Origin of the sequence: Bilifractor porci (assembly GCF_009696005.1) — a bacterium.
GTDB lineage: Bacteria > Bacillota > Clostridia > Lachnospirales > Lachnospiraceae > Bilifractor > Bilifractor porci.
The window spans coordinates 47,068-71,884 of sequence record NZ_VUMV01000003.1 but is presented as its reverse complement, the minus strand read 5'-3'; the positions used below and the strand labels follow the sequence as shown (position 1 = coordinate 71,884).

Here is a 24,817-nt window from a genome sequence, read left to right as displayed (position 1 = left end):
ATGTTCCATGCAGCTGTTGTTCTAGTCCCTTTGGCCGGCATTCTTGCTCTGCTGTTTGCCCTGGTCATGGCAAACCTTGTGAAAAAGGAAGACGACGGGACGGATAAGATGAAGGAGATTGCGTCTGCAATCCGCGAGGGAGCCAGTGCTTTTCTTCTTTCAGAGTATAGAGTCCTTATTATTTTTGCCGCCGTGCTGTTCTTCATACTGGGGTTTGCTCTTCATAACTGGCTGGAAGCCTGCTGTTTTCTGGTGGGGGCAGCGTTTTCTGTGCTGGCAGGTTTTTTCGGTATGAAGGTGGCTACCCTGGCCAATGTCCGGACCGCCAATGCTGCCAGAACTTCAGGAATGTCAAAAGCACTTTCCGTTGCTTATCATGGCGGCGCGGTTATGGGATTCTGCGTGGTCGGCCTGGGTGTCTTTGGTGCCAGTATTATTTATTACCTGACAGGGGATACCAATGTCCTGTTCGGTTACAGTCTCGGAGCATCTTCAGTGGCGCTTTTTGCCCGTGTCGGCGGAGGAATCTATACAAAGGCGGCGGACGTAGGCGCGGATCTGGTCGGTAAAGTGGAAAATAATATTCCGGAGGATGATCCCCGCAATCCCGCGGTTATTGCCGATAACGTGGGTGATAATGTGGGGGATGTGGCCGGAATGGGTGCCGACCTGTTTGAGTCTTATGTAGGAGCCCTGGTTTCTGCCATTACACTCGGACTGGCGGCTTACAGTACATCCGGCGCTCTTTATCCGCTGTTTCTTGCGGCTGCCGGAATTGCCGCTTCCATCATCGGAACCTTCTTTGTGCGGGGAAAGGAAGGAGGCAATCCTCAGAAAGCCCTGAATACCGGGAACTATGTCGCCTACGCGATTGTTGTGGTTGTTTCGCTGATTCTCAGCAAGGTGATGTTTGGAGGATTTACAGAAGCTGTCGCTATTATTTTCGGTCTCCTGGTGGGATTTGTGATCGGGCAGATGACGGAACTGTACACGTCGGATAAATATAAATCCGTCAAGCGTATTGCGGAGCAGTCGGAGACAGGAGCCGGAACAACGATAATCACCGGACTGGCTGTCGGTATGCGTTCCACAGTGATCCCGATCCTCTGCATCTGCGTGGGCATCTTTGTATCCTATGCGGTTGCAGGACTGTACGGCATTGCCCTTGCCGCGGTAGGCATGCTGGCAACAACAGGAAGCACTATTGCTGTTGATGCCTATGGCCCGATTGCCGACAACGCAGGAGGAATTGCCGAAATGTCCGGGCTGGACGAAAGCGTCAGGGATATTACCGACACGCTGGATTCCGTCGGCAATACAACGGCAGCCATCGGAAAAGGCTTCGCCATCGGGTCGGCCGCGCTTACGGCGCTGGCGCTGTTCGTGTCCTACGCGCAGGCTGTGCAGCTGAAGAAAATAGATATTATGGATCCCAGAGTTATCATCGGCCTGTTTATCGGAGGTATGCTGACTTTCCTGTTTTCTGCGCTTACCATGGAGTCTGTTTCCAGGGCGGCTTACAAGATGATTGAGGAGGTACGCCGGCAGTTTTATGCGGATCCGGGTATCCTTGCCGGTACCAGCCGCGCGGATTACAAGTCCTGTGTGGGGATATCCACGCAGGCGGCTCTTCACGAAATGATCGCTCCCGGAATTATGGCGGCGGCCGCACCGATTGTCGTCGGACTGGTGCTGGGGACGAATGCCCTGGGCGGCATGCTGGCAGGAGCTCTGCTTACCGGTGTTTTAATGGCAATTTTTATGAGTAATTCCGGAGGAGCCTGGGATAACGCAAAGAAATACATAGAGAGCGGCCATTTCGGCGGAAAGGGAAGCGAGGCACATCATGCTGCCGTAGTCGGAGATACCGTGGGCGATCCGTTTAAGGATACCTCCGGCCCGTCCATCAATATTCTAATTAAACTGATGACGGTGGTTTCTCTGGTTTTTGCTCCCTTGTTTATCCGGTTCGGGAGCCTTCTGTAATGGTGCAAAAGCCCAGGAATAAGCCGTACGTGTTTTGACAGAGGTGAGGAAGAAGATAAAAAACGGCAGAGCCAACGGAATGAATCCGTAAGCTCTGCTATTTTTTACTGTTTAAGTGGTGCGCCTGTCGGCGCGCTGATGTCAGAGGGTGATAGTCTCTCCATTTTCGGGAATGATCACCCGGTCAGAGAAATTGTGCGATTCCGCGTAAGCGCGTACCTCCTGCCTGGAGAGAGGCTGATTTTCAAAGGTTTCCATATGGACAGCAACAATTTTCGCATTCGGCGCGGCGGCCTGGAGTTTATCCAGATCTTCCGTACCCATGGTAAGCTGCATACCCTCGCCCTGATTTGCCCCGAGATAGGCAATAATGACATCCGGATGGTAACCGAGGGCGGCTTCTACGCCGGAGCAGTAAACTGTGTCTCCGGTGATGAAAACGGTCTTTTCGTTTTCTTTTTTCAGCACAATTCCGCTGGAATTCTGCATGGTGTTAATTACATGCATGATTTTGCCGTTGCCGTGAAGTCCGGCTGTGCGGATAATCCGGACATCATCCAGATGGGTATCCAGGGTCATGTCAATGGTCTGTGTCTTGCTCATGCCGTATTTTCTGGAGAGATCCTTATCGTTCAGGTTCTGGACAAAAAAAGGAAGATCCTTCGGAATCAGGTCGGCAGCCTCCTGGTCAAAGTGTCCGGGGTGCAGATGGGTCAGAAGGACGGCGTCAATTCCGTCTGCGATGGTTTTCCCGTCCTCCGGAAGATCAATCAGCGGGGGCTTTTCCGGATAGAGGGTAGGGCCGAGTTTGTGAACGGTTCCTTTTTTCCGGAACATCGGATCCACCAGAAAATTTTTTCCGCCGTACTCCAGTTTCATTGTAGAATTTCTGTAGAAATGGATTAACATGTCTGTTCTCCTTTGGCAGAGAAACACCCGGATCCTGCTGGAATTGGTCGAAAAATCCGGCGCTTTCTCTTCAGTTCTGTCTTACAGCTACTATAGCACAGAAAAACACAGGAGAACAGAGAAATCAACAAAAAACAACAGAACCTTTCGCTGAACCGGGCAGTCAGGACTGCCCCAGCGCCATGCTTTTGACTCTTGCCATGGCCTTGCTGACAGCGGGAATCAGAAGAAGGATGACAGTCAGAGCGCACTCGGTGAAAATATAGATGGCGTTGTAGGCAAGAGAGTAGCCCAGGGCAGACATCCCGTATTCATTCCCGTAGCTGCCGAAGAAGATATATCCGGAGAGAACCGCGAAAAAATACCGGCCGACAACGCCCAGAAGATAGCCCTTCAGCAACCCGTGCTTCGCATGGCAGAATACGCCGGAAAGACCAAGCGCCATAAAAGCGAATACATAATCTACCAGCATCTGGGGAAGAGACAGAATATAGGGATCAATGACCAACTGCAGCAGACCGTAAGCGAGCCCGGCGAAAAGCCCGGTTCCGAGACCGTACCAGTAACCGATCAGGGAGACCAGCAGCATGGAGAATAAGGTAATGCTCCCGCCCATGGGAAGGTGGAAAAACTTTATCATGGACGCCACAGTTGCGAGGGCTATGGCCATGGCGGAAAATACCAGCTTCCTCGTTCCCAATGATCCTTTTTCATCCGGGCGGCGGATCAGGCATACCAGCAGCATTGCCCCGACCATGATTGCGATAATAAGCAGATACCCGGCCTGCGTAAGCTGATAAGAACCGTCACTTCCAAGTGTAGCAAAAACAGACATAAAAAAACCTCCTCACATGAAGTCCGCAGGAGGAGACTGAAATCAGAGATACGCAGACGAAACGGTGTATGCCTTTGCACATATGAAACATAACTTCCATGTACGCAAGACATCACGTGGATTTTCGGCTGTCTGGCTTCCCTTCGCCGGTATTATCCGGATCAGGTAATAAGGGTCTGCCGCATAATTGCGGCACTCTCAGCATTCGCTCCCCCAGCAGGGTATTTGAATTACGTTTTCAGTATAGCAGAATTCAAAGAAGCGTCAATCTTTTTGTTTTTATCCTTAAAAAGAAGTATGATGATAGAACATTAGCTTTTCAGGCAGGAATAAATGAGGAAGATTAATGAAGAAAAATTATAAAATGATAATCAGTTATGATGGCACCAGATATTATGGGTGGGAGCATCAGCCCGGACAGCCGATGACGATTCAGGGGAAGCTGGAGACTGTTTTGGGCCGCATGGTCCAGGCACCGGAGGATCACCCTGTCGTGGTGATCGGCGCCGGCAGGACAGATGCTGGAGTGCATGCGCGGGCTATGACGGCAAATGTGATTCTGGACACGGATATGAATGAAAGCCAGATTCAGGAATACATGAACCGATATCTTCCGGAGGATATCAGCGTAAACGAGCTGAAACAATGCGCGGATCGGTTTCACAGCCGGTTCAAGGCCATCGGAAAGACCTACTGCTATACCTGCTGGTTCGGGAAAACCAAGCCGGTATTTGACCGCAGGTATGTGACGGTTCTGGAAAAAATGCCGGATCTGGAAGCAATGCGCAGGGCGGCAGCCCTGCTGACCGGTATGCACGACTACAAGAGCTTTTGCGGCAATTCACACATGAAGAAATCCACTGTCCGGGTTGTCGATTCTATCGAAATCCGCCAGAAGGGTCCTTACATCCGGCTCTTTTTTCACGGCAATGGTTTTTTACAGAACATGGTGCGCATTATGACAGGCACACTTTTGGAAGTTGGATATGGAAAGAGAAAACCGGAGGATATGACGGCAATTTTAGAAAGCCGTGACAGACAGGCGGCCGGACAGACGGCGCCGGCATGCGGACTCTGTTTGATAAGCGTAGATTACTGATGATCTTTTATCCCCATGCTTATTTACAGGTTCCGTCCTACGGACACTGCAGGGTGGAAAGGTCAGAATAGATGAAATATAAGATTGATAAGACAGAACACTCCCCAGCCTATCTGCAGCTCTACCGGCAGATCCGGGAAGATATCACCAGACAGATTTTCCGCTTCGGGGATAAAATGCCTTCCAAGCGGATGATAGCGGTGGACACCGGGGTCAGTGTCATTACGGCAGAGCATGCCTACGAGCTTCTTCTGGATGAAGGATATCTGGAGTCCAGAGAAAGAAGCGGTTACTATGTTGTTTACCGGGAGGCCGATGTTTTTCCTGTGGCAGACAGGACAGGAGGAGAGCGCAGAAAATCGGGGAGCATGGAAAGAAGATGGCCGAACGCGGAAGAGCGCGAGGATTTTCCTTTCTCCGGCTATGCCAGAATTATGCGGAGGGTACTCTCGGAATATGGAGAGAGAATCATGGTAAAGTCCCCCAACCAGGGGCTTCCGGAGCTGCGCTGCGCCATCGGGGACTATCTGGCCAGAAGCCGGGGCATTCTGGTCAAGCCGGAACAAATTGTGATTGGATCCGGGGCGGAGTATCTGTACAGCCTGATCGTTCAGATTCTGGGGAGGAACGTTGTTTACGGCCTGGAATCCCCTTCTTATGCCAAGATTGCAAAAGTTTATCAGGCAAACGGCGCAAAGTGCGAATTTCTTCCTCTGGGAGAGGAAGGAATTTTAAGCGGGGCGCTTTCACGCACGTCGGCCGGCGTCCTTCATGTGACGCCGTTTAACAGTTATCCGACCGGGATTACAGCTTCTGCTTCTAAGCGTCATGAGTATGTATATTGGGCGGAGACAAGAAACGCAGTTATTGTGGAAGATGATTTTGATTCGGAGTTTTCCGTGCTGACCAAGGCCGAGGATACGCTCTTCTCGCTGGAGCCGGAAAAAACGGTTATCTACATGAATACCTTCTCTAAAAGCATTGCTCCTTCTGTCCGCGCCGGTTACATGGTACTTCCGGAAAAACGGACATCGGAATTTCTGGAAAAAATTTCTTTTTATTCCTGTACCGTTCCGGTTTTTGATCAGTATGTTCTGGCGGAGTGTATTTCCGGCGGAGAGTTTGAGAGGCATATCAACCGGGTGCGGAGGAAGCGGCGGCAGATGAAGAGCACGGATGGCAAAACAGAAAACTAAGCGCAGCCTGTGCTGGGAATAAAAGCCATTTTCCTTCCAAAGCCCAAAGCCCTAATAATTACAGCTTTTTTTATGAAGCACTTTCCCCAAAATGGGAATTGACACAAACAGAAGAAAAAGCTATACTAATCTGGCGTGACGGAAAGAGGGATCCGTGCGCCTATTTTTGCGCGCATAAAAAGAACCTGTTTCCCCACCTTTTCAGAAGAAAAGCAGCCGTAACAAAATCAGTACAGGAGGATAAAAATGCCTACATTTAACCAGTTAGTTAGAAAAGGCCGTGAGACTTCCGTAAAGAAATCCACAGCACCGGCATTGCAGAAGAGCTTCAATTCCCTGAAGAAAAAATCCATCGGACTTTCTTCTCCGCAGAAGCGCGGCGTCTGCACAGCCGTTAAGACAGCTACACCGAAAAAGCCGAACTCTGCACTCAGAAAAATCGCCAGAGTACGTCTTTCCAACGGAATCGAGGTTACCAGCTATATTCCCGGAGAGGGACATAACCTTCAGGAGCACAGCGTGGTTATGATCCGTGGCGGAAGAGTTAAGGATCTGCCCGGTACCAGATATCATATTATCCGTGGTACGCTGGATACCGCAGGTGTTGCAAACAGAAAACAGGCTCGTTCCAAATATGGAGCAAAGAGACCGAAAAAGTAATTTAGTCAGTTGAATATCTCACAGCAGCGTATGGTAAAAGAATGTACGGTAAATCGGAATAACCTCCACGGCTGCAGGTTATAGACGTCCTGCCGGGACATACACACTTCATACTGATAATGTGAGTACCTGAGATCTAATCGTTTATGATTAAGGAGGGAAGTAACGTGCCACGTAAAGGACATACTCAGAAGAGAGATGTTTTAGCAGATCCGGTATACAACAATAAGGTTGTTACCAAGCTGATCAACAACATTATGCTGGACGGCAAAAAGGGAACCGCCCAGAAAATTGTTTACGGAGCATTTGCTAAGGCAGAAGCAAAGGCCGGAAAACCGGCACTGGAAGTTTTTGAAGAGGCAATGAACAATGTTATGCCTCAGCTGGAAGTTAAGGCAAGACGTATCGGCGGAGCTACCTATCAGGTTCCGATTGAGGTCCGCCCGGACAGACGTCAGGCCCTGGCTCTTCGCTGGATTACCATGTTCTCCCGCAAGAGAAGCGAGAAAACCATGGAAGACCGTCTTGCGAACGAGCTGCTGGATGCCATGAACAATACCGGAGCTTCCGTAAAACGTAAAGAAGATATGCATAAGATGGCAGAGGCCAATAAGGCATTTGCTCATTACAGATTCTAAAGGAGGGAGTTCTGTTGGCTGACAATGGAAGACAGTATCCGCTTGAGAGAACCAGGAACATTGGTATCATGGCGCATATCGATGCGGGAAAAACCACTCTGACAGAGCGTATTCTGTACTACACCGGTGTAAACTATAAAATCGGCGAGACCTATGAAGGTACCGCGACCATGGACTGGATGGAGCAGGAACAGGAGCGTGGTATTACTATCACATCTGCGGCTACTACCTGTCACTGGACACATCAGAATCAGACAAAGCCTATGCCGGGAGCCCTGGAGCACCGTATCAATATTATTGATACACCCGGACACGTAGACTTTACGGTTGAGGTAGAGCGTTCTCTTCGTGTACTGGACGGCGCAGTCGGCGTATTCGACGCGAAGGGCGGTGTAGAGCCCCAGTCCGAGAATGTATGGCGTCAGGCTGATACCTACAATGTTCCGCGTATCGCATTCGTCAACAAGATGGATATTCTCGGCGCGAACTTCGACAATACCGTGCATGAGATCGTGACGAAGCTGGGCAAAAACCCGGTTGTTGTGGAACGCCCGATCGGCAAAGAGGACTACTTCAAGGGAATCGTGGATCTGTTTGAGATGAAGGCTTACATCTACAACGATTCCAAGGGAGAGGACATCTCTGTTGTTGATATTCCGGATGACATGAAGGACGAATGCGAGCTGGCTCATACCGAGATGGTGGAGAAGATCGTAGAGTTCGACGATGACCTGATGATGGAGTATCTGGACGGAAACGAGCCCAGCGAAGAGGACATGAAGAAGGCTCTGCGCAAGGCTACCATTGAGAACAAGGCTGTTCCGGTTCTCTGCGGTTCCGCGCATCAGAACAAGGGTATCCAGAAGCTTCTGGACGCTATTATTGATTTCATGCCGGCTCCGACCGATGTTCCGGATATCGACGGAACCGATCTGGACGGCAATGAAGTGACCAGAAAGTCCTCGGATGACGAGCCGTTCTCCGCGCTGGTATTCAAGATTGTATCGGATCCGTTTGTAGGCCGTCTGGCTTACTTCAGAGTATATTCCGGTACCCTGAATTCCGGATCCTATGTGCTGAACTCCACAAAGGACAAGAAAGAGCGTGTGGGTCGTATTCTTCAGATGCACGCAAATAAGAGAGCAGAGCTTACCAAGGTGTATTCCGGAGATATCGCTGCCGCCATCGGCTTTAAGTTCTCCTCTACCGGAGATACCATCTGCGATGAGCAGCATCCGGTTATTCTGGAATCCATGGAATTCCCGGATCCGGTTATCGAGCTTGCCATCGAGCCGAAGACCAAGGCCGGCCAGCAGAAGCTGGGAGAAGCCCTTGCAAAACTGGCAGAGGAGGATCCGACCTTCCGTGCTACGACAAACCAGGAGACCGGACAGACCATCATTGCCGGAATGGGAGAACTTCATCTGGAGATCATTGTAGACCGTCTGCTGCGTGAGTTTAACGTAGAGGCAAATGTCGGCGCTCCGCAGGTTGCTTATAAGGAAACCATCACCAAGCCGTCGGATATTGACAGCAAGTATGTACGTCAGTCCGGTGGTAAAGGTCAGTACGGACACTGCAAGGTTAAATTCTCCCCGATGGATGCGAATGGAGAGCAGACCTATGAGTTTGTGAACAGCGTAACCGGAGGATCTATTCCGAAGGAGTACATCCCGTCTGTAGATTCCGGTATTCAGGATGCCATGAAGGCAGGTATCCTTGGCGGATATCCGGTTGTAGGCGTCAAGGCCGACTGCTACGACGGCTCCTATCACGAGGTCGATTCTTCCGAAATGGCATTCCATATCGCCGGATCCATGGCATTCAAACAGGCAATGGAGAAGGGCGCGCCGGTACTGCTGGAGCCGATTATGAAGGTTGAGGTTTCCACACCGGAAGAGTACATGGGTGATGTTATCGGCGATATCAATTCCCGCCGCGGACATATCGAGGGAATGGACGATATCGGCGGAGGCAAGATGATCCGTGGTTTCGTTCCGCTGGCCGAGATGTTCGGTTACTCCACAGACCTTCGTTCCGAGACACAAGGACGCGCGAACTACTCCATGTTCTTCGAGAGATATGAGCAGGTTCCGAAGTCTGTTCAGGAGAAGGTTCTGGCGGATAACAAGAAAGAGAAATAAGCCGCAGCGGAGCCGCTCTTCCCCTGTGGAGGAGAGCGGTTTCGCTTGCAAAGCACGAGGAAATGAAATATAATCGTGCATAGGTCATAGAATCAGATAAATAAATACTTTTAAGTATTCATTTCAAGGAGGAAAGTATTACAATGGCTAAACAGAAATTTGAAAGAACCAAAGAGCACTGCAACATTGGTACCATCGGACATGTAGACCATGGTAAAACCACTCTGACTGCTGCTATCACAAAGGTACTGGCAACCAGAATGCCTACCGATGAGAACAAGATTGTAGATTTCGCTAATATTGATAAAGCTCCCGAAGAGAGAGAGCGTGGAATTACCATTAACACCGCTCATGTAGAGTATGAGACCGCAAAGAGACATTACGCTCACGTTGACTGCCCAGGACATGCTGACTATGTAAAGAACATGATCACCGGTGCCGCTCAGATGGATGGAGCTATCCTGGTAGTAGCTGCTACCGATGGTGTTATGGCTCAGACCCGTGAGCACGTTCTGCTTGCACGTCAGGTAGGTGTTCCGGCAATGGTTGTATTCCTGAACAAGTGCGATATGGTCGATGATGACGAGCTGATCGAGCTGGTAGAGATGGAAGTTACCGAGCTGCTTGACGAGTATGGATTCGAGGATACTCCGATTGTCCGCGGCTCTGCCCTGAAGGCTCTGGAAGATCCGGAAGGTCCGTGGGGAGATAAGATCATGGAGCTGCTGGATACCGTTGATGAGCATATCCCGACTCCGGTTCGTGATACCGAGAAGCCGTTCCTGATGCCTGTCGAGGACGTATTCACCATTTCCGGTCGTGGTACCGTTGCTACCGGCCGTGTAGAGCGTGGTACTCTGAAGCTGAATGACCCGGTAGAAATCCTTGGAATTTCCGAGAGCAAGCTGCAGTCCGTTGCAACCGGAATTGAGATGTTCCACAAGCTGCTGGATACTGCTATGGCTGGTGATAACATCGGTATCCTGCTTCGTGGTATCAACAGAACAGATATCGAAAAAGGACAGGTTGTCGCAAAACCCGGAACTGTTACCTGCCATACTAAATTCACTGCTCAGGTTTACGTTCTGACAAAGGATGAGGGTGGCCGTCACACACCGTTCTTTAACAATTATCGTCCGCAGTTCTATTTCAGAACAACAGACGTTACCGGCGTTATCACTCTTCCGGAAGGAACCGAGATGTGCATGCCCGGCGATAACGTAGAGATGACTATCGAGCTGATTCACCCGATCGCTATGGAGCAGGGACTTACCTTCGCTATTCGTGAAGGTGGCCACACCGTAGGATCCGGCCGTGTTGCTACCATCATCGAGTAATTCACGGAATATCACAGATAAGAGAAGCCCTGGGAGATTTTCTCCCAGGGCTTTTTGTGGGTGCGCCTGGCGGCGCACCTATTTCGTTTTAAAGGAAATATGCGTTTAATCTTCCTCTGCGGAATCTGCCTTATGTCCGATGACCATCTTGTGACCGGTAATCATTGCCATAATCATTCCGAGCAGGGTAACACAGGCCCAAAACTTGTGGTCATCCAAAAGAGTTTTCATATACACTAACCTCCTTGTCTCTTTTCTCAGGTATCAGCATGCTGCAAAACAATGGAAACAATTTGTTTGACAAGGCTATTTTAGCACGTATGAAAATTTCCGGCTATACCTGTTATGCCGCTCTGCCCACGGCGCAGGCTGCTTATTTGCGCTCCTGCGCCGGCAAAATCGGAGGTTACTGCTTGCTTCCCTGCATGGCGGAGCCGGCGCCTACGGTTGGAGTTGCGTTCGCGTTGTACCCGGCAAAGTCTGCCTGAATATCCCTGCCATATCCGTAGAAGGTGTCTCCATAGGAATTGACTTCCTCAAAAAGCACCCCGTTGCGGCGGTTCATTTCAACATCGCCCTTGGCCGCAAGGTATCCGCCGCACCAGCCGAAGCCTCCGCCCTGTGCGTATTTGTCCATGGTATCGCGGACGGACTGGCGGATTTCTTCATCTGTGCAGTCAGGCTCAATCAGGCGCCCGCGGGCATCCCACGCGCCCATGATTGCCAGCTTATTTCCGTATTTTTTCTGTACAGCCTCGATGTCATTGCTGAGCTGTGCAGGATCCCATGCATTTACGCCCATTTCCACCCAGTCCGCAATAAACTCCATGGCTTCTCCGCAGCAGTGCATGGTAATCGGAAGCCCGCGGTCTCTGGCAAATTTTGCCTCTCTGTCGTGGCAGGGATAGAACAGTTCCCGGTACATTGGCTCGGACATAAACGGGCTTCTCCAGGTTGAGATGTCATCTGCCAGTCCTATGACATCGGGTTTCAGGATGTCTATCACGTTTGCCTCTACCGTGGTGTACCAGTCACAGATGTAATTCATCAGGGCTGCTACTTCCTCGGGTTCCTCATACATAGCGCAGAGCGCGTTCTCGAATCCCATGAAGCCGACAAGATCCTGAAAATAGCCGGAGTGCATGTTGTATTCAATGGCGGAATCCTCCCGCTTTACACCCATGGAATAAAGTTCATCTAATCCCTTTTTCACCTGTCCTTCCCAGTCAATATCGGAGAGATCCGGTGCCTTGATCACATCATGCCAGTGTGTGATATCATCCAGGATAAAATTGCCGGGTTCAGGCAGAAGTGCCTGCATGGTTGAGTCTGATCCGACATAATTTACTCCCCAGACGTCTTTGCCGCCTCCGTGTTTCCGGAAATCACCAATAAAAGGAAGCTGGAACAGGATACTGGTGCAGGGACGCGCGGCTCCCGGCATGGGGCCGAAGGTGTACTGGGGGATCCAGTACGGCTGTTCTCCCCGCAGAAGCATCAGGTAGTTTTCTTTTTCTGTAATTTTTGCCTTCATTGTAATCCTCCCTGTAGAAATTGTCTGTTTTCCGCTTATCAGAACCTGTTTTTACTATAGCACAGGGATTTTTTTCTTTCTCTGTCAGGACAACACAAAGAAAGACGGCAGAAACGCAAAAGAATTTGTGCACTGCGGAGACTTTGTACGGCTTGTTTTTACAGGTGGACATTTTATAATTGAAAGCAGGCAGAACAGTTTGTCCGGGCGGAACAGCCGGGCAGGCTGTGTGACAGACAGCACGGCAGGGTGATACAGGGAGGATGGATCCTATGAAAATTATTATTCTTGGCGGTTTTCTTGGTTCGGGCAAAACTACGGTTCTGATGCAGTTCGGCAAATATCTGATCCGGAGGGCGGGAACGGAGGATAAGACATCCACGGATACCCCGGTTGTCATACTGGAGAATGAAATCAGCGAGGCCGGTGTGGATAATCAGCTGCTGAGTTCCGCAAATTTTACGGTACAGAATATTTTTGCCGGATGCATCTGCTGCACCAGCACGGCTTCACTGTGTGAGTCTGTAAAGCAGATAGAGAATACCTGGAACCCGGAATTTCTGCTGATTGAAGCAACCGGTATGGCCTATCCGGACAATATCCGGGACGTTCTGCGGGAGGAGGCCGGAAAGCAGGCTTCTATTCTGGCACTGGCAGACGCAAAGCGCTGGAAACGAGTGGTCAGAGCGATGCCGCAGTTTGTTATTAGTCAGCTGAAGGATGCGGATGTTATTCTGGTCAATAAAAAAGACCTGGTGTCTCCGGAAGAGATGGAAACGGTGCAGAAAGAAGTTGCCGGCTATCATCCGGGAGCGGAGGTTATACCGGTATGTGCGGTAGAGGGGCATACGGATGCGTTCTGGGAGAAGGTCCTTCAGGCGCTCCGCTTTGAACAGACGGAGCTGTGAGAAAGCAGAGAAAAACCGGAACGGACAGGAAAACAGAGCATTAAAAAGAAGGGAGCCGGACGATGAAAGAGCATATCAGTGAGGAACACCATATTCATGAACACGAACACTGCCGGGAGGCGGAACACAATCATCACCACCATGAACACGAGCACTGCCAGGAGGCGGAACACGATCATCACCACCATGATCATGAACATACACAGGAGCAGCTGCCGCTGCTGGATATTGACGAACATGAAGGAGCGCTGATCGGGACGGTTCGCTGCCGCATTCCGGGAGACTATGCACAGGTGACAGAGGAACTGGAGCAGGCTGTCAAAAATCTTGCAGAGGAGATTGACAGGCAGGGAGGTATTGTCGGTCATATCAAGGCATTTGTCAAAGAGGAAAACAGAAGCTGCATGCTTTCCCTGACAGAGCCCGGAGAGGTTCACCGGATTCCTGCGGACCATCCGGCGGTCCTGGCTGAAATTGCCAATATTATTTTCGGACTTTCGGAGGAGGAATTCCACAAATGCCTGGTACTGGCATATGGGAGGTGGCTGCAGTAGCTGCTTGCTTTTTCTTTGTCCGAATGTTCCCCGATTACGATGATGACGGCCTGTCCGGTTACAGAAGCGGAATGTCTCTCAGAAGATTTTCGGCAAATTTCCGGTGTCCTTGTTCGGAAAAATGAACGCCGTCAAAGGCAAGGGGAATCTCCCAGCCTTCTGTCTGTGTAAGAGAAATGTGGAGCCTGTCGGCCAGGCTGCGGAAAACCGGCTGGAGTTTTTCGGATTCCTCAATCACAGCAGAGGTGGTCCAGGTTCCCTGCCGCATTTTTACAGGGGTGATCAGGCGGAGCTTACGGACAGAGAAGCTGTTCAGCAGGGAAGTAAGAAAGGCCTCCATCCTCAGTCCGACAGTCTCTGCGGTAATCTGCTCGCCGGATAAAAGGTCATTGGTTCCAAGCATCATCCACAGCGCGTCTGCGGACGGCTCCCGTGCGGCCAATTCGGCGCAGGCTGTCTGAATCTGAAAGGAAGTATGAGGGATTTCTCTTCCGCAGACGCCCATGTTCCAGAATTTCCACCCGGTTTTGGCATGCAGAATGTCTACCCAGTAAGTTCCATCCGGATAACGGGTTCCGAATGCAGCGCGAGGGTCATAGCCGTAGGTGTTGGAATCACCAAAACACACAATATTTTTCATGGAAAAATTCCTTTCCAGGTACATCTTCTTTTACAGCGGTTTATACCAGTTTACGGGAGGAGTTCTCTTCCGCTTCCGTACTGAAAGTTCCAGTACGCGCCGATTTTTTCTCTGTCCAGATGTTCCCCGATTACGATGATGACGGCCTGTCCGTCGCGGGCGGGCCGGATTTCTGTTTTATCCTTTGTGGCGTTTATTTCGATCCATGGATCTTCAGTATTTTTTCCGGCAGACAGGTATCCCTTCAGTCGGATGACATGGCCGCAGGAACTGTCCGCAAAAAGCTGTCCTGCCCTTGCGGCCAGGGTTTCCGGAGTAAGCCCGTCTACATTCATAAAAAACAGAGACTGGTACGCATTGTCTTCGCCCAGAGGCATTTTCACATGATCCCGGAGCTGGTATCCGGCATGCAGGATTGTCTGGAAGTCTTCTTCTGTATAGGAATCCCAGGGCTTTTTCAGCACAGGATCAGATTCTGTAAGAATCCTGTCTGTATGAAACTTCCGGAAAGCACGGTTCAGGTGTTCCATGGTTCTTCGGATGTCTTCGTCAGAAGCATCCTGGGTTTTAGAGAGAACAACAGCACCGGCATCGGCTGTCTGTGAGACGAGGAGATATTCGGATTCATCCGAAAGACTGTCACTCAGCTTTGCGTCAACGATGGAAATAATGCTGCCGATTTCATACCAGGTTTCCAGAGGATCTTCGCGGAGGACGTCCAGAAATTCATCCACGTCAAAAATACCGGATGGCTCGATAAGTACCCGGTCATAGCCCAGCATGCCCAGCGTAATCAGCTTGGACTTCAGACGGCGTTTGTGCGTGTCATAGTCGTTTCCGCCAATTACCATCTCCAGGTCACAGTGATCGCCCTCCAGATCTTTCAGCATCATCATATCGACGTTGATGGCGCCGTAATCGTTCTCCAGAATGGCAATGTTCCGGTTCTGACGCAGGAGATAAGAGGCATAGCCGCGGATAAAGGTTGTTTTGCCGGATCCCAGAAATCCGGTAATCAGGTCTGCTTTGATCAAGTCCGGGTCCTTTCCGTTTTATTCAGGCTGTCGCAGGAACAGCAGAAGAAATGCATCTGTAAAACTTTAATAAAGGATCAATCCTGTATCTGATAATTTTCAGCGGCAAATCCCTGCAGAATTCGCTCGTAGTGAAGAAAGTGTCCTTCTTTTCCCAGCTTTTCAATTTTCGAAAAAGGAACGATGGCGTATCCCTCTGTTTCGGATTCCTGCGGATGTATATCGCCATCTTCAAAATCCATCCGGAAGTGGTACATGTCCACAAAATAATTATCTCCGCGGTCGAGATCAATGTTCTTATAGGTGTAAATGAGGCCGCCTTCTGCGGCGGAGATGTCCAGACCGGTTTCCTCCAGAATCTCTCTGTGAATGGCCTGGAAAGAGCTCTCGCCGGATTGGGCGCCGCCTCCGGAAACTTCCCAGTCCCCGGCCGCCCACTTTTTATCCAGGGCGCGGCGGGTAATCAGAAAGGTGTGGTCGCTTCTTTCTACGATTCCAAGAACAATCAACTGGTATTCCCCTTCCTTCAGAAAGCTGTTTTTCCGGGGAAGAATCTTTCCTGTTTTTTCTTTTTTGTCATTGTATACGTCAAAATATTCCATGCGTTTGATATCTCCTGTATTTGCCCCAAATGCATTTCTTTCAAGTGATGACAGGGCCAGAAGTGCTTTTTGCCGCTTATCATGATTATGAATGGTGCAATGCTGCTTACCGGCTGTCTGTTCCTTTGTGTATGGAACTTTCTCCGTACTTGCCGCGGATTTCCCGCAGCATATCATCCAGTTTTTTTCTCCGTTCAGCTTTTTTTATCTCTTCCTGATGGTTTTCCATGTAGTCAAACAGGTTCATCTGCCGGAAGTCTCCGTGATCCAGGCCGGAAACGGCAACGCCGATCAGCCGGACGCCTTTTCCGGAGGCAAATAGGCCGTCGGTACCGAAAACCAGCTGGCGGAGAAGCCTCAGGGAGATGGTTTCAATATCACTCTCCCTGTCGGTGGATTCCGGAAGCTTCAGCTGTCTGGAATAGCGGCGGAAATCATTGGTTTTTACGCTGATCCCTACGGTTGTTCCGTAGAGCTCTGCCTTCTGCAGCCGCCGGGCGACACTGGCGGAAAGCCGATGAACCAGGGGAGGGGCATTTTCCTCAAAGTTATCGGCTGTAATGTCAAAGCGGGTGGTCAGTTCGTTGGAAATGCTTTTTGCCTCGTCATGGGAGGCATGCACAGAAGACGAGCTGATCCCGTTTGCACTGTTCCAGATATAGATGCCGCCTTTTTCGCCGAGTAAGGACTGAAGAAGTTTTCGGTCGGCATGCGCGGCGTCTCCTACGGTGTGAATCCCAATCTGCTCCAGCTTTTCCGCCGTGGCGTGCCCGCAGCCGTGCAGCTCCCCGATGGGAAGCGTCCAGAGCTTTGCGGGTATTTCTTCCGGATAGAGGGTATGGATTTTGTCCGGCTTGGAGAAATCGCTTGCGGTTTTGGCCAGAAGCCTGTTTTTGGCTATCCCTACGTTGATGGTAAAACCCAGGGTGTCCCGGATTTCATTTTTAATAGAAAGCGCTTCCTGCCATGCGCATGCGCGCCACATTTTTTCTTCCTCTGAGAGCGCAGTTTCCTGGGGAAACCCGTTTTGCGCCGGGTTTCGGAAACTGTCCGGGCGGACCGCTCTTTCCATGTCCCTTCGGAGCTCTCCGGTCATATCCAGATAAGCTTCGTCGATCGAAGCTTGTTCCACAATGGAGCAGTGCTGTTTCAAAATCCGGATAAAAGCAGAGGAAAATTTCCGGTACGTCTGGAAGGATGACGGAATCAGGATCAGGTCGGGACATTTCTGCAAAGCCTTGACGACCGGTTCCCCGGTCCGGATGCCGTATTTTTTGGCGGGGATGGATTTAGCGGTTATTATCCCGTGGCGTCTTGAAATATCACCGCCCACTGCCGAGGGTACCTTCCGGAGATCCAGCGCGCCGGGATCCTTCTGCAGACGTTCCACTGCAGACCAGGAGAGAAAGGCAGAATTGACATCTGCGTGAAAAATACACGGATTCATGCGCCTCTCTCCTTTCTGCTTTTGGCTGCCGCCGGAATATGTGTTATCATTAGGAAACCAGTACAGTGTTTCCGCTTACTGGATCATAACACGAAACGGACAAACAGGAAAGAAAGGAAACTGGCAGGATGAAATGGATGATAGCATCGGATATCCACGGATCCGCGAAATACTGCAGAATGCTGCTGGAGGTCCAGCGCCGGGAAAAGCCGGATAAGGCGGTTCTTCTGGGGGATCTTCTCTATCACGGGCCCAGAAACGATCTCCCGGAGGAATACAGCCCGAAGGCTGTCCTTGCCATGCTGAATGAGAAGAAAAATTATATCTGTGTCCGGGGAAACTGTGATACGGAGGTAGATCAGATGGTGCTGGACTTCCCGATTCTGGCGGATTATCTTGTGCTGGCCGACGGCGGCCAGACGGTATATGTCACGCACGGCCATCATTACAGCGAGGATTCTCCGCTGCCCCTTTCCGAAGGTGAAATCCTTCTGTGCGGACACACCCATGTGCCGGCGCTGCGGAAACATGAGGGCTATATCTATATGAATCCGGGCTCTGTATCCATTCCGAAGGAAGGCTCCTGGCACGGGTACATGATCTGGGAAAACGGGTGCTTTATCTGGAAAGACCTGGAAGGCAGAGAGAAGATGCGGTATCCTGATTAAGTAATTCCGTCCGCCCTGCAGGATGGCCACAGGAAAACTGGCCGCCGGATGACAGGACGGGTAAAGAGGCGCTGCGGCTTCTTGTCCGCCGGCTATGGCTGCACTGACGCCTTCGTTGGACAGGCGAAGGGCTGCAGCAGCTCTCACGTGATGACGGTTTATTTCAGACAGAACAGAAAGGATGGAAGCAGATGGTCAGAAAAGAACAGGTGGAAATGGTAAACGGGCTTGCCGGAGGGAAGGGACCGGCGAAGGTCTGTCATGTGGTGACAAAAGATGAGATGCTCGGACACGGGAGAATGTATGCCAGAGTCATTCTTCCTCCCGGCTCCACGGTAGGCTGGCACCAGCACAGGCACGACACAGAGCCGTATTACATTCTGAAGGGCGAGGCGGATTTTATCGACAATGACCATTCCGTTACGAAGGTCCATGCCGGAGACGTATGCCTGATTAAAGTCGGACAGTTTCACAGCCTGGAAAACAATTCGGACAGTGATGTGGAGTTTATGGCATTGATCTACAACGAGCCGGGCTATCTCAGTGACCGGATGAAATATTATGATGAAGGCTGAGACGGAAAGACACCGGGGCAGACACCGGCATTTTGCGGTGTCACCATAATTTCCGGTACAGCTCTGTCACATCGGCTCTGGAGGGGCGGCGCGGATTAGTTTCTGTGCAGGCGTCCTTCAGGGCGGCATCGGTCATGGATTCTATATGCGTTTCATATTCTTTTTTGGATATTTTCAGAATTTCCGAGAGATGCTGGGGAATTCCCATGGATTCGGCCATGTACTTCAGATAATTGCACAGAGAGTGCACGGTCATAACCTCGTTGAAGCTGGACAGGCCAAGCATGTTGGCGATATTGCAGTATCGCTCGACCACGGGCGAGGGAGCTTCCAGGTTATTCCGAAGGTCGCTGTTGCGGGTGAATGCGGAGATTCCTGCGTTGTACTCTGTGACAAGAGGAAGCAGCATGGCATTTGCGCGGCCGTGGGGAATATGGAAATGCGCGCCTAGCTGGTGCGCCATGCCATGGTTCAGGCCGAGGGAGGCCGAATTAAACGCAAGGCCGGCCAGGGTGGCGGCTGTGTGCATTTTTGCGCGGGCATGGGTATCATTATTGTCCGCAAAGGAGCGAAACAGATACTGTCCGCAGATTTCCACTGCCTTTTCGGCAAGCGCCCCGGAAAAATCGTTGTGTTTCGTGCTTACATATGCCTCTATGGCATGTGTGAGTACATCCATACCGGTATCCGCCGTGACATTTGCCGGAACGCTTTTTACCAGAACCGCGTCCAGTATCGCCTCGTCGGGAGCCATGTCCTCGGAGTTCAGAGGGATCTTTACCTGTTTTTCCGGGTCGGTGATGACAGCAAAAGAGGTTACTTCACTTCCGGTTCCGCTGGTGGTGGGAATGCAGATCAGGCGGATGTGGACTTTCTGATTCTGCCTGTCAATGTTTTCTGCCATTTTCCGGATAGATTTGGACAGATCCATGGCGGAACCTCCGCCGACACCGATAATCAGATCACAGCCGGAGCTGATAAAGGAGCTGACACCTTCTACCACCTTTGCGACCGGCGGGTCAGGCACGACATCCGTAAACAGTTCAAAGGGAATATTCCCTTTCTGCAAGGGTGTGGTGATATTGCTGATGGCATTGCACTGAACCATAAAAGGGTCTGTGACAATAAAAGCCTTTTGGCAGTCCAGCCTGCTCAGACGGTCCAGGGAGTGATCTCCAAAATAGATGTCTGTAAGAATATGAAAACGGTCCATGACAAGTGCTCCGTGACAATCAGGTGCTGTTGTTTCTATTGACAGGTTAACCATAGCACAAAGCAGAAAATGTGACAATAAGACCACAGAGGGTTTTGTGGATTTTTGTGGAATTCTGCGGCTTATTGGATGAACACCTGTTGTCTGAACAGGAGGGAAGGGACAGATGGAAAGACCATATGATTCCGGCGAGGACGCGTTGGAGCGGATTCTTCACCGGAAACAAAAGAGCTGGGTGATGCTTGTCATTCTTGTGATAAACGTGGCGGTATTTTTCTACGCCGAGGCCACCGGAGGAAGTGACGATGTTCAGCATATGATAAAACTCGGCGCGGCCTACACGCCGCTGATCCGGCAAGGAGAGTACTACCGGCTGTTCACCAGCATGTTTCTGCATTTTGGCCCCGGCCACCTCTTCAGCAACATGCTCGCCCTCTTTTTCCTCGGTGATTTTATGGAGAGATACCTGGGAAAAATCGGATTCCTTCTGGTCTATCTGGGAGGCGGTCTCTGCGGAAACCTGTTTTCTATGGCTATGGAACTGCGCGGCGGGGATTACTCCGTGTCCGCAGGTGCTTCCGGGGCCGTATTTGCCCTGATGGGAGGCATGCTGGTGGCGCTTCTGATGCATCACGGAAAACTGGAGGATCTGACGCTTCGCCGGCTGGTGATCTATATCGTTCTTTCCCTGTGGGCAGGATTTCAGACGGCAGGCATTGATGTGAACGCGCATCTGGGAGGGCTGGTCGGAGGAGCACTGCTCAGTGTGATTCCGCTGCTGGTCCGGAATTCCGCGCATCTGCGCCGGAATACGGTTGACAGCCGCCGAGATGGACAGTTATAATCAATAAATTGATCTGAAGTATAATAAAACAGCGGCAGCCGGAAATTGCTTTACCGGGCATGCCGCGTGATCATTATCATGGAACAGCAGAGTATGGAGGAAAATTTGGACATGGAGCAGCTGTCAAGGGAATACAGAGACCGTGTGCTGAATCAGGTGAGCGAGGAGGATGTCGGCAAGACGCTCCGCCTTGCGGGGTGGATTGAAAACATCCGCGATCACGGCGGTGTATCGTTTCTGGATTTGAGAGATATGTACGGAGTCATGCAGATTGTTCTGCGGGACACCTCCCTTCTGGAAGGTCTCACGAAGGAAGACTGCATCAGCGTCGAGGGACTGATTGAGCACAGGGACGAGGATACCTATAATCCGAAGATTCCCACCGGGACCATCGAGCTGGATGCCAGCAGCATCCGGGTTCTCGGGAAGGTTTATCAGCAGCTGCCTTTTGAGATTATCACGTCGAAGGAAACCAGGGAGGATGTGCGGCTGAAATACCGGTATCTGGACCTGAGAAACCCGAAGGTGCGGGACAACATGATTTTCCGTTCCCGCGTGATTTCCTTCCTGCGGCAGAAGATGACGGATATGGGATTTCTGGAGATCCAGACGCCGATTCTCTGCGCCTCTTCGCCGGAGGGAGCCAGGGATTACATTGTGCCGTCAAGAAAATTCAAGGGAAAATTTTATGCGCTTCCGCAGGCACCGCAGCAGTACAAGCAGCTGCTGATGGTGTCAGGGTTTGATAAATATTTCCAGATTGCACCCTGTTTCCGTGATGAGGACGCCCGTGCGGACCGTTCTCCGGGAGAATTTTATCAGCTGGATTTCGAGATGAGCTTTGCCACACAGGAGGATGTTTTCCGTGTCGGCGAAGAGGTGCTGACCCAGACCTTTGAAAAATTTGCGCCGGAGGGCGCGGCTGTCACCAAAGCGCCCTATCCGATCATCAGCTATAAGCAGGCGATGCTGGAGTTCGGTTCGGATAAGCCGGATCTTCGGAATCCCTTACGAATCATTGATGTGACAGAGTTTTTCCAGAGATGTACGTTCCGTCCGTTCCTGAAGAAAACCGTCCGCGCGATCAAGGTTCACGCGGAGATGTCCAAGGGCTTTCATGAGAAGCTGCTTGCCTTTGCGAATTCTATCGGCATGCCCGGCCTGGGTTATCTCGAGGTGCAGGAGGATCTGTCCTACAAGGGACCGATCGACAAATTTATTCCGTCTGATATGAAGAAGGAACTGATGGACCTGGCAGGGCTGGAAGCAGGCGACACACTTTTCTTTATCAGCGACAAGGAAAAACAGGCAGCCCTGTTCGCGGGACAGATCAGGAATGAGCTGGGAGAGCGTCTGGGACTGATGGAGAAAAACGCCTTCCGGTTCTGCTTCATTAACGACTTCCCGATGTACGAGTATGATCCGGAAGAGAAAAAGATGATTTTCACCCACAACCCGTTTTCTATGCCCCAGGGCGGACTGGATGCGCTGGAGCATCAGAATGCGGAGGATATTCTGGCTTATCAGTACGACATTGTCTGCAACGGCGTGGAGCTTTCTTCCGGCGCAGTCCGGAACCACGATGTTAAGATCATGGAAAAAGCCTTTGAGATCGCGGGTTATACAAAGGAAGACCTGAAGAAAAAATTCGGCGCGCTGTACAACGCGTTTCAGTTCGGGGCGCCGCCGCACGCGGGCATGGCTCCGGGTATCGACCGTATGATTATGCTGCTGCGCGGGGAAGAAAATATCCGTGAGGTCATTCCGTTCCCAATGAACGGAAACGCGCAGGATCTGATGTGCGGCGCACCCGGGGAAATAACGGAGATGCAGCTGCGAGAGGCACATATTAAGGTCAGGGATTAACAGGGAAAAGGATTATTGCAGCGGATGGCTGATGCAATAATCCTTTTCGCTTATCGGGGCAGCGGTGCCGTGCGGAGGAGGGATGTTTTCCCTGTGTGCAGGTAGGAGATTCGTCACAGGGTGCGGTCACGGAAGCAACCGCAAATTTTTCTGCGCGCGCCGGTGTGAGGAGCGGTACAGGCAAGTACGGAGGCAGAGTGGATGATTCAGGATATCGAGCCACATCAATTTCATATTGAGTATTTTCACTATTACCCGCGTAAGACAGACACGGTGCTGGTCTGCAGAGGACAGTCGGTTCTTCTGAAGCAGGACAGCAGGGGAATGATTTACTATCCGAAGGTGACAGATTTTCCGGAAAATCAAATGAAATTCCAGTATTTGTTCCGAATTGACAAGGAGCGTTTTTTTCTGGGCGTTCCGGTTTCCGGGGAAAGCACGGAAGAAACACAGAATGATCCGGATTTTGTTGCAGAGGAGGGCAGCGGCTCTGGAGCGGGATTCCCGGCTCCGGACGGATACCGGTTTAAGAATATCCGGATCTTCCGCGGGGGACGGCCGGGGGATAGAGCCTTTGCGGGAATGGTGGGATTCCGCCTTGCCCAGTGGTATGAGGAGAGCCGCTTCTGCGGTCACTGTGGTGTACCGATGGTTCATGATGAAAAGGAACGGATGATGCGCTGCCCGAAATGCGGGAGAACCCGCTATCCGGTGATCTGTCCTGCCGTGATTGTCGCGGTAGTTCATGACGGAAAACTTCTGATGAGCAGATATGCGGGGCGGAGCTATAAAAATTACGCCTTGATTGCCGGATTTGCGGAAACCGGGGAAACCATTGAACAGACGGTTCACCGTGAGGTGATGGAGGAAGTCGGGCTGCCGGTGAAGAATCTTCACTTTTATAAGAGCCAGCCCTGGGCGTTTACGGGAACACTCCTGATGGGCTTCTTCTGCGAGCTGGACGGCTCGAACGAAACCATAACTCTGGAAGAGGATGAGCTTTCCGAGGCGGGATGGTTCACTCCGGACCAGGTTCCGGAGGATGAAGAGCACTGTTCGCTGACAGCGGAAATGATGGAGGTTTTCCGCAGGGGAGAACACAAGCGCTATCTTTCCGGGCAGCTATAAGGAACGGCAGGAGCGAGACGGATATGCTTGAAATGGAACTGACGGATGATCTGGATCTGAATAAAATAGCGGACAGCGGACAGTGTTTCCGCTGGAAGCGTCTGGATGACCGGTACTATCGGATTACAGCGTTCGGCAGAGTGCTGTATCTCCGGGAAAAAGACAATATTCTGCAGGCATCCTGTACAGAGGAGGAATTCCGGAAGGTCTGGAGCGGGTATCTGGATTTTCCTACGTGTTACCGGCAGATCCGGGAAAGGATACCCAAGGACGACTGTTTTCTGTCTGCGGCGGCGGACTACGGGAAGGGAATCCGGATTCTCCGGCAGGATCCCTTTGAGACGCTGATCACTTTTATTCTTTCGCAGAGAAAAAACATACCGGCTATCCAGTCCTGTGTAGAAAAGCTCTGCCGCGTGGCAGGCGATTTTCTGGGAACTTTTGACGGAGAGGATGTCTTTTCCTTTCCATCCGCGGAACAGCTGCTGCGTCTCCGGTGCCGGAAATGCGGAGAGGAAGCGTGCTCCTGGAAGGAGAAAGGGGAAACAAGCTGCAGTCTGGGCTATCGGATGCCCTACATCCGGGAGACGGTGCGGCAGTGGACAGAGATGGCCGGCGCCGACGGACAGAAGAGCCCGCAGGAGAGCCTGCAGAAACTGTCGGATGAGAATCTTCTGAACCGTCTGATGGGGTTTAAAGGGGTTGGCGTAAAGGTCGCAAGCTGCACGGCTCTGTTTGGGTTCCACCGCCTGGATTTCTTCCCGGTAGATGTCTGGATCAGCCGGGTGCTGGAGGATCAGTATCCGGAGGGCTTTGACCGGGGCCTGTATTCTCCCTATGCGGGGGTGATCCAGCAGTATATGTTCTACTATTACCGGAGCGGGAGGCCGGACGGCAAAGGCCGGAACCGGGTGTCGAAGAGAGAAAACGGAAAATGACGACTTAATTTCCGGATGCAGGAAAACAAGCCGCGTGCTATGATAATATAAATGTATAAGTC

The 24,817-nt window shown here is 51.3% G+C and carries 24 protein-coding genes and 1 riboswitch; of the genes, 15 read left to right on the top strand and 9 right to left on the bottom strand.

Features of this window, described 5'->3' with window-relative positions; all coding sequences use genetic code 11:
• Complete coding sequence (locus tag FYJ60_RS05415; RefSeq protein WP_154457652.1) at nucleotides 1–1,986, top strand: sodium-translocating pyrophosphatase; 1,986 nt, start codon at nucleotides 1–3, stop codon at nucleotides 1,984–1,986.
• 141 nt (nucleotides 1,987–2,127) lie between these two features.
• On the opposite strand, the gene FYJ60_RS05410 is transcribed toward FYJ60_RS05415, so the two are convergent.
• Nucleotides 2,128–2,895, bottom strand: coding sequence for an MBL fold metallo-hydrolase (locus FYJ60_RS05410; RefSeq protein ID WP_154457651.1), 768 nt, complete (start codon nucleotides 2,893–2,895; stop codon nucleotides 2,128–2,130).
• A 163-nt stretch (nucleotides 2,896–3,058) separates the two neighbouring features.
• Nucleotides 3,059–3,730 carry an energy-coupled thiamine transporter ThiT gene (locus tag FYJ60_RS05405; RefSeq protein WP_154457650.1) on the bottom strand — a complete coding sequence of 224 codons (672 nt, stop codon included), beginning with the start codon at nucleotides 3,728–3,730 and terminating at the stop codon, nucleotides 3,059–3,061.
• 121 nt (nucleotides 3,731–3,851) lie between these two features.
• Nucleotides 3,852–3,955: riboswitch (TPP riboswitch) on the bottom strand.
• Between the two features lie 121 nt (nucleotides 3,956–4,076).
• On the opposite strand from FYJ60_RS05405, the gene truA reads away from it, so the two are divergent.
• From truA to tuf, 6 genes are all read left to right on the top strand, one after another.
• A complete protein-coding gene (gene truA / locus FYJ60_RS05400) occupies nucleotides 4,077–4,829 on the top strand; it encodes a tRNA pseudouridine(38-40) synthase TruA (RefSeq protein WP_154457649.1) in 753 nt (250 codons plus the stop codon).
• A 71-nt stretch (nucleotides 4,830–4,900) separates the two neighbouring features.
• Nucleotides 4,901–6,025 carry a MocR-like pyridoxine biosynthesis transcription factor PdxR gene (gene pdxR / locus FYJ60_RS05395; protein WP_154457648.1) on the top strand — a complete coding sequence of 375 codons (1,125 nt, stop codon included), beginning with the start codon at nucleotides 4,901–4,903 and terminating at the stop codon, nucleotides 6,023–6,025.
• Between the two features lie 246 nt (nucleotides 6,026–6,271).
• Nucleotides 6,272–6,685 carry a 30S ribosomal protein S12 gene (gene rpsL, locus FYJ60_RS05390; protein ID WP_154457647.1) on the top strand — a complete coding sequence of 138 codons (414 nt, stop codon included), beginning with the start codon at nucleotides 6,272–6,274 and terminating at the stop codon, nucleotides 6,683–6,685.
• Nucleotides 6,686–6,852: 167 nt separating this feature from the next.
• Nucleotides 6,853–7,323, top strand: coding sequence for a 30S ribosomal protein S7 (gene rpsG, locus FYJ60_RS05385; protein ID WP_330579117.1), 471 nt, complete (start codon nucleotides 6,853–6,855; stop codon nucleotides 7,321–7,323).
• Between the two features lie 14 nt (nucleotides 7,324–7,337).
• Nucleotides 7,338–9,467, top strand: coding sequence for an elongation factor G (fusA, locus tag FYJ60_RS05380; RefSeq protein ID WP_154457645.1), 2,130 nt, complete (start codon nucleotides 7,338–7,340; stop codon nucleotides 9,465–9,467).
• 143 nt (nucleotides 9,468–9,610) lie between these two features.
• Nucleotides 9,611–10,804 carry an elongation factor Tu gene (gene tuf, locus FYJ60_RS05375; protein WP_154457644.1) on the top strand — a complete coding sequence of 398 codons (1,194 nt, stop codon included), beginning with the start codon at nucleotides 9,611–9,613 and terminating at the stop codon, nucleotides 10,802–10,804.
• A 105-nt stretch (nucleotides 10,805–10,909) separates the two neighbouring features.
• Here tuf and FYJ60_RS12605 read toward each other — a convergent pair whose 3' ends face one another.
• The gene (locus FYJ60_RS12605) at nucleotides 10,910–11,035 is read right to left on the bottom strand and encodes a DUF6219 family protein (RefSeq protein WP_235903341.1); all 126 of its coding nucleotides are present in this window, start codon (nucleotides 11,033–11,035) and stop codon (nucleotides 10,910–10,912) included.
• 175 nt (nucleotides 11,036–11,210) lie between these two features.
• Nucleotides 11,211–12,338 (bottom strand): uroporphyrinogen decarboxylase family protein, encoded by a 1,128-nt coding sequence (locus FYJ60_RS05370; RefSeq protein WP_154457643.1) that lies wholly within the window; start codon nucleotides 12,336–12,338, stop codon nucleotides 11,211–11,213.
• 272 nt (nucleotides 12,339–12,610) lie between these two features.
• Here FYJ60_RS05370 and FYJ60_RS05365 point away from each other — a divergent pair, with 272 nt between their 5' ends.
• Together FYJ60_RS05365 and FYJ60_RS05360 are read left to right on the top strand one after the other, a co-directional pair.
• On the top strand, nucleotides 12,611–13,246 hold the full coding sequence (locus FYJ60_RS05365) for a GTP-binding protein (protein ID WP_205838975.1): 636 nt from the start codon (nucleotides 12,611–12,613) through the stop codon (nucleotides 13,244–13,246).
• A gap of 62 nt (nucleotides 13,247–13,308) precedes the next feature.
• The gene (locus tag FYJ60_RS05360) at nucleotides 13,309–13,800 is read left to right on the top strand and encodes a hypothetical protein (protein ID WP_154457641.1); all 492 of its coding nucleotides are present in this window, start codon (nucleotides 13,309–13,311) and stop codon (nucleotides 13,798–13,800) included.
• Between the two features lie 58 nt (nucleotides 13,801–13,858).
• On the opposite strand, the gene FYJ60_RS05355 is transcribed toward FYJ60_RS05360, so the two are convergent.
• The 4 genes from FYJ60_RS05355 to FYJ60_RS05340 form a co-directional block, all read right to left on the bottom strand.
• On the bottom strand, nucleotides 13,859–14,440 hold the full coding sequence (locus FYJ60_RS05355) for an SGNH/GDSL hydrolase family protein (protein WP_205838974.1): 582 nt from the start codon (nucleotides 14,438–14,440) through the stop codon (nucleotides 13,859–13,861).
• 50 nt (nucleotides 14,441–14,490) lie between these two features.
• Nucleotides 14,491–15,474, bottom strand: a complete 984-nt coding sequence (locus FYJ60_RS05350; RefSeq protein ID WP_154457639.1) for a GTP-binding protein — start codon at nucleotides 15,472–15,474, stop codon at nucleotides 14,491–14,493.
• 77 nt (nucleotides 15,475–15,551) lie between these two features.
• Nucleotides 15,552–16,076: an NUDIX hydrolase gene (locus FYJ60_RS05345; protein ID WP_154457638.1), complete on the bottom strand. Its 525-nt coding sequence runs from the start codon at nucleotides 16,074–16,076 to the stop codon at nucleotides 15,552–15,554.
• 106 nt (nucleotides 16,077–16,182) lie between these two features.
• Nucleotides 16,183–17,523 carry a DNA polymerase Y family protein gene (locus tag FYJ60_RS05340; protein WP_154457637.1) on the bottom strand — a complete coding sequence of 447 codons (1,341 nt, stop codon included), beginning with the start codon at nucleotides 17,521–17,523 and terminating at the stop codon, nucleotides 16,183–16,185.
• 128 nt (nucleotides 17,524–17,651) lie between these two features.
• On the opposite strand from FYJ60_RS05340, the gene yfcE reads away from it, so the two are divergent.
• Both yfcE and FYJ60_RS05330 read left to right on the top strand, forming a co-directional pair.
• The gene (gene yfcE, locus FYJ60_RS05335; RefSeq protein ID WP_154457636.1) at nucleotides 17,652–18,191 is read left to right on the top strand and encodes a phosphodiesterase; all 540 of its coding nucleotides are present in this window, start codon (nucleotides 17,652–17,654) and stop codon (nucleotides 18,189–18,191) included.
• A 191-nt stretch (nucleotides 18,192–18,382) separates the two neighbouring features.
• A complete protein-coding gene (locus FYJ60_RS05330) occupies nucleotides 18,383–18,766 on the top strand; it encodes a cupin domain-containing protein (RefSeq protein WP_154457635.1) in 384 nt (127 codons plus the stop codon).
• Nucleotides 18,767–18,806: 40 nt separating this feature from the next.
• On the opposite strand, the gene FYJ60_RS05325 is transcribed toward FYJ60_RS05330, so the two are convergent.
• The gene (locus tag FYJ60_RS05325; RefSeq protein ID WP_154457634.1) at nucleotides 18,807–19,979 is read right to left on the bottom strand and encodes a 1-propanol dehydrogenase PduQ; all 1,173 of its coding nucleotides are present in this window, start codon (nucleotides 19,977–19,979) and stop codon (nucleotides 18,807–18,809) included.
• Nucleotides 19,980–20,145: 166 nt separating this feature from the next.
• On the opposite strand from FYJ60_RS05325, the gene FYJ60_RS05320 reads away from it, so the two are divergent.
• From FYJ60_RS05320 to FYJ60_RS05305, 4 genes are all read left to right on the top strand, one after another.
• Entirely contained in the window at nucleotides 20,146–20,823 is a 678-nt protein-coding gene (locus FYJ60_RS05320; RefSeq protein ID WP_154457633.1) for a rhomboid family intramembrane serine protease, read from the top strand.
• A 111-nt stretch (nucleotides 20,824–20,934) separates the two neighbouring features.
• Nucleotides 20,935–22,689, top strand: a complete 1,755-nt coding sequence (aspS, locus tag FYJ60_RS05315; RefSeq protein ID WP_154457856.1) for an aspartate--tRNA ligase — start codon at nucleotides 20,935–20,937, stop codon at nucleotides 22,687–22,689.
• 201 nt (nucleotides 22,690–22,890) lie between these two features.
• The gene (gene nudC, locus FYJ60_RS05310; RefSeq protein WP_154457632.1) at nucleotides 22,891–23,817 is read left to right on the top strand and encodes an NAD(+) diphosphatase; all 927 of its coding nucleotides are present in this window, start codon (nucleotides 22,891–22,893) and stop codon (nucleotides 23,815–23,817) included.
• Nucleotides 23,818–23,840: 23 nt separating this feature from the next.
• Nucleotides 23,841–24,755, top strand: coding sequence for a DNA-3-methyladenine glycosylase family protein (locus FYJ60_RS05305; protein WP_235903339.1), 915 nt, complete (start codon nucleotides 23,841–23,843; stop codon nucleotides 24,753–24,755).
• Nucleotides 24,756–24,817: the final 62 nt, after the last annotated feature.

Excerpts from the sequence above, each read along its gene's own strand:
- FYJ60_RS05415 (WP_154457652.1), top strand. The coding sequence starts at position 1 with ATGTTCCATGCAGCTGTTGTTCTAGTCCCTTTGGCCGGCATTCTTGCT.
- FYJ60_RS05410 (WP_154457651.1), bottom strand. The coding sequence starts at position 2,895 with ATGTTAATCCATTTCTACAGAAATTCTACAATGAAACTGGAGTACGGC.
- FYJ60_RS05405 (WP_154457650.1), bottom strand. The coding sequence starts at position 3,730 with ATGTCTGTTTTTGCTACACTTGGAAGTGACGGTTCTTATCAGCTTACG.
- truA (WP_154457649.1), top strand. The coding sequence starts at position 4,077 with ATGAAGAAAAATTATAAAATGATAATCAGTTATGATGGCACCAGATAT.
- pdxR (WP_154457648.1), top strand. The coding sequence starts at position 4,901 with ATGAAATATAAGATTGATAAGACAGAACACTCCCCAGCCTATCTGCAG.
- rpsL (WP_154457647.1), top strand. The coding sequence starts at position 6,272 with ATGCCTACATTTAACCAGTTAGTTAGAAAAGGCCGTGAGACTTCCGTA.
- tuf (WP_154457644.1), top strand. The coding sequence starts at position 9,611 with ATGGCTAAACAGAAATTTGAAAGAACCAAAGAGCACTGCAACATTGGT.
- FYJ60_RS12605 (WP_235903341.1), bottom strand. The coding sequence starts at position 11,035 with ATGAAAACTCTTTTGGATGACCACAAGTTTTGGGCCTGTGTTACCCTG.
- FYJ60_RS05370 (WP_154457643.1), bottom strand. The coding sequence starts at position 12,338 with ATGAAGGCAAAAATTACAGAAAAAGAAAACTACCTGATGCTTCTGCGG.
- FYJ60_RS05365 (WP_205838975.1), top strand. The coding sequence starts at position 12,611 with ATGAAAATTATTATTCTTGGCGGTTTTCTTGGTTCGGGCAAAACTACG.
- FYJ60_RS05360 (WP_154457641.1), top strand. The coding sequence starts at position 13,309 with ATGAAAGAGCATATCAGTGAGGAACACCATATTCATGAACACGAACAC.
- FYJ60_RS05355 (WP_205838974.1), bottom strand. The coding sequence starts at position 14,440 with ATGAAAAATATTGTGTGTTTTGGTGATTCCAACACCTACGGCTATGAC.
- FYJ60_RS05345 (WP_154457638.1), bottom strand. The coding sequence starts at position 16,076 with ATGGAATATTTTGACGTATACAATGACAAAAAAGAAAAAACAGGAAAG.
- FYJ60_RS05340 (WP_154457637.1), bottom strand. The coding sequence starts at position 17,523 with ATGAATCCGTGTATTTTTCACGCAGATGTCAATTCTGCCTTTCTCTCC.
- yfcE (WP_154457636.1), top strand. The coding sequence starts at position 17,652 with ATGAAATGGATGATAGCATCGGATATCCACGGATCCGCGAAATACTGC.
- FYJ60_RS05330 (WP_154457635.1), top strand. The coding sequence starts at position 18,383 with ATGGTCAGAAAAGAACAGGTGGAAATGGTAAACGGGCTTGCCGGAGGG.
- FYJ60_RS05325 (WP_154457634.1), bottom strand. The coding sequence starts at position 19,979 with ATGGACCGTTTTCATATTCTTACAGACATCTATTTTGGAGATCACTCC.
- FYJ60_RS05320 (WP_154457633.1), top strand. The coding sequence starts at position 20,146 with ATGGAAAGACCATATGATTCCGGCGAGGACGCGTTGGAGCGGATTCTT.
- aspS (WP_154457856.1), top strand. The coding sequence starts at position 20,935 with ATGGAGCAGCTGTCAAGGGAATACAGAGACCGTGTGCTGAATCAGGTG.
- nudC (WP_154457632.1), top strand. The coding sequence starts at position 22,891 with ATGATTCAGGATATCGAGCCACATCAATTTCATATTGAGTATTTTCAC.
- FYJ60_RS05305 (WP_235903339.1), top strand. The coding sequence starts at position 23,841 with ATGCTTGAAATGGAACTGACGGATGATCTGGATCTGAATAAAATAGCG.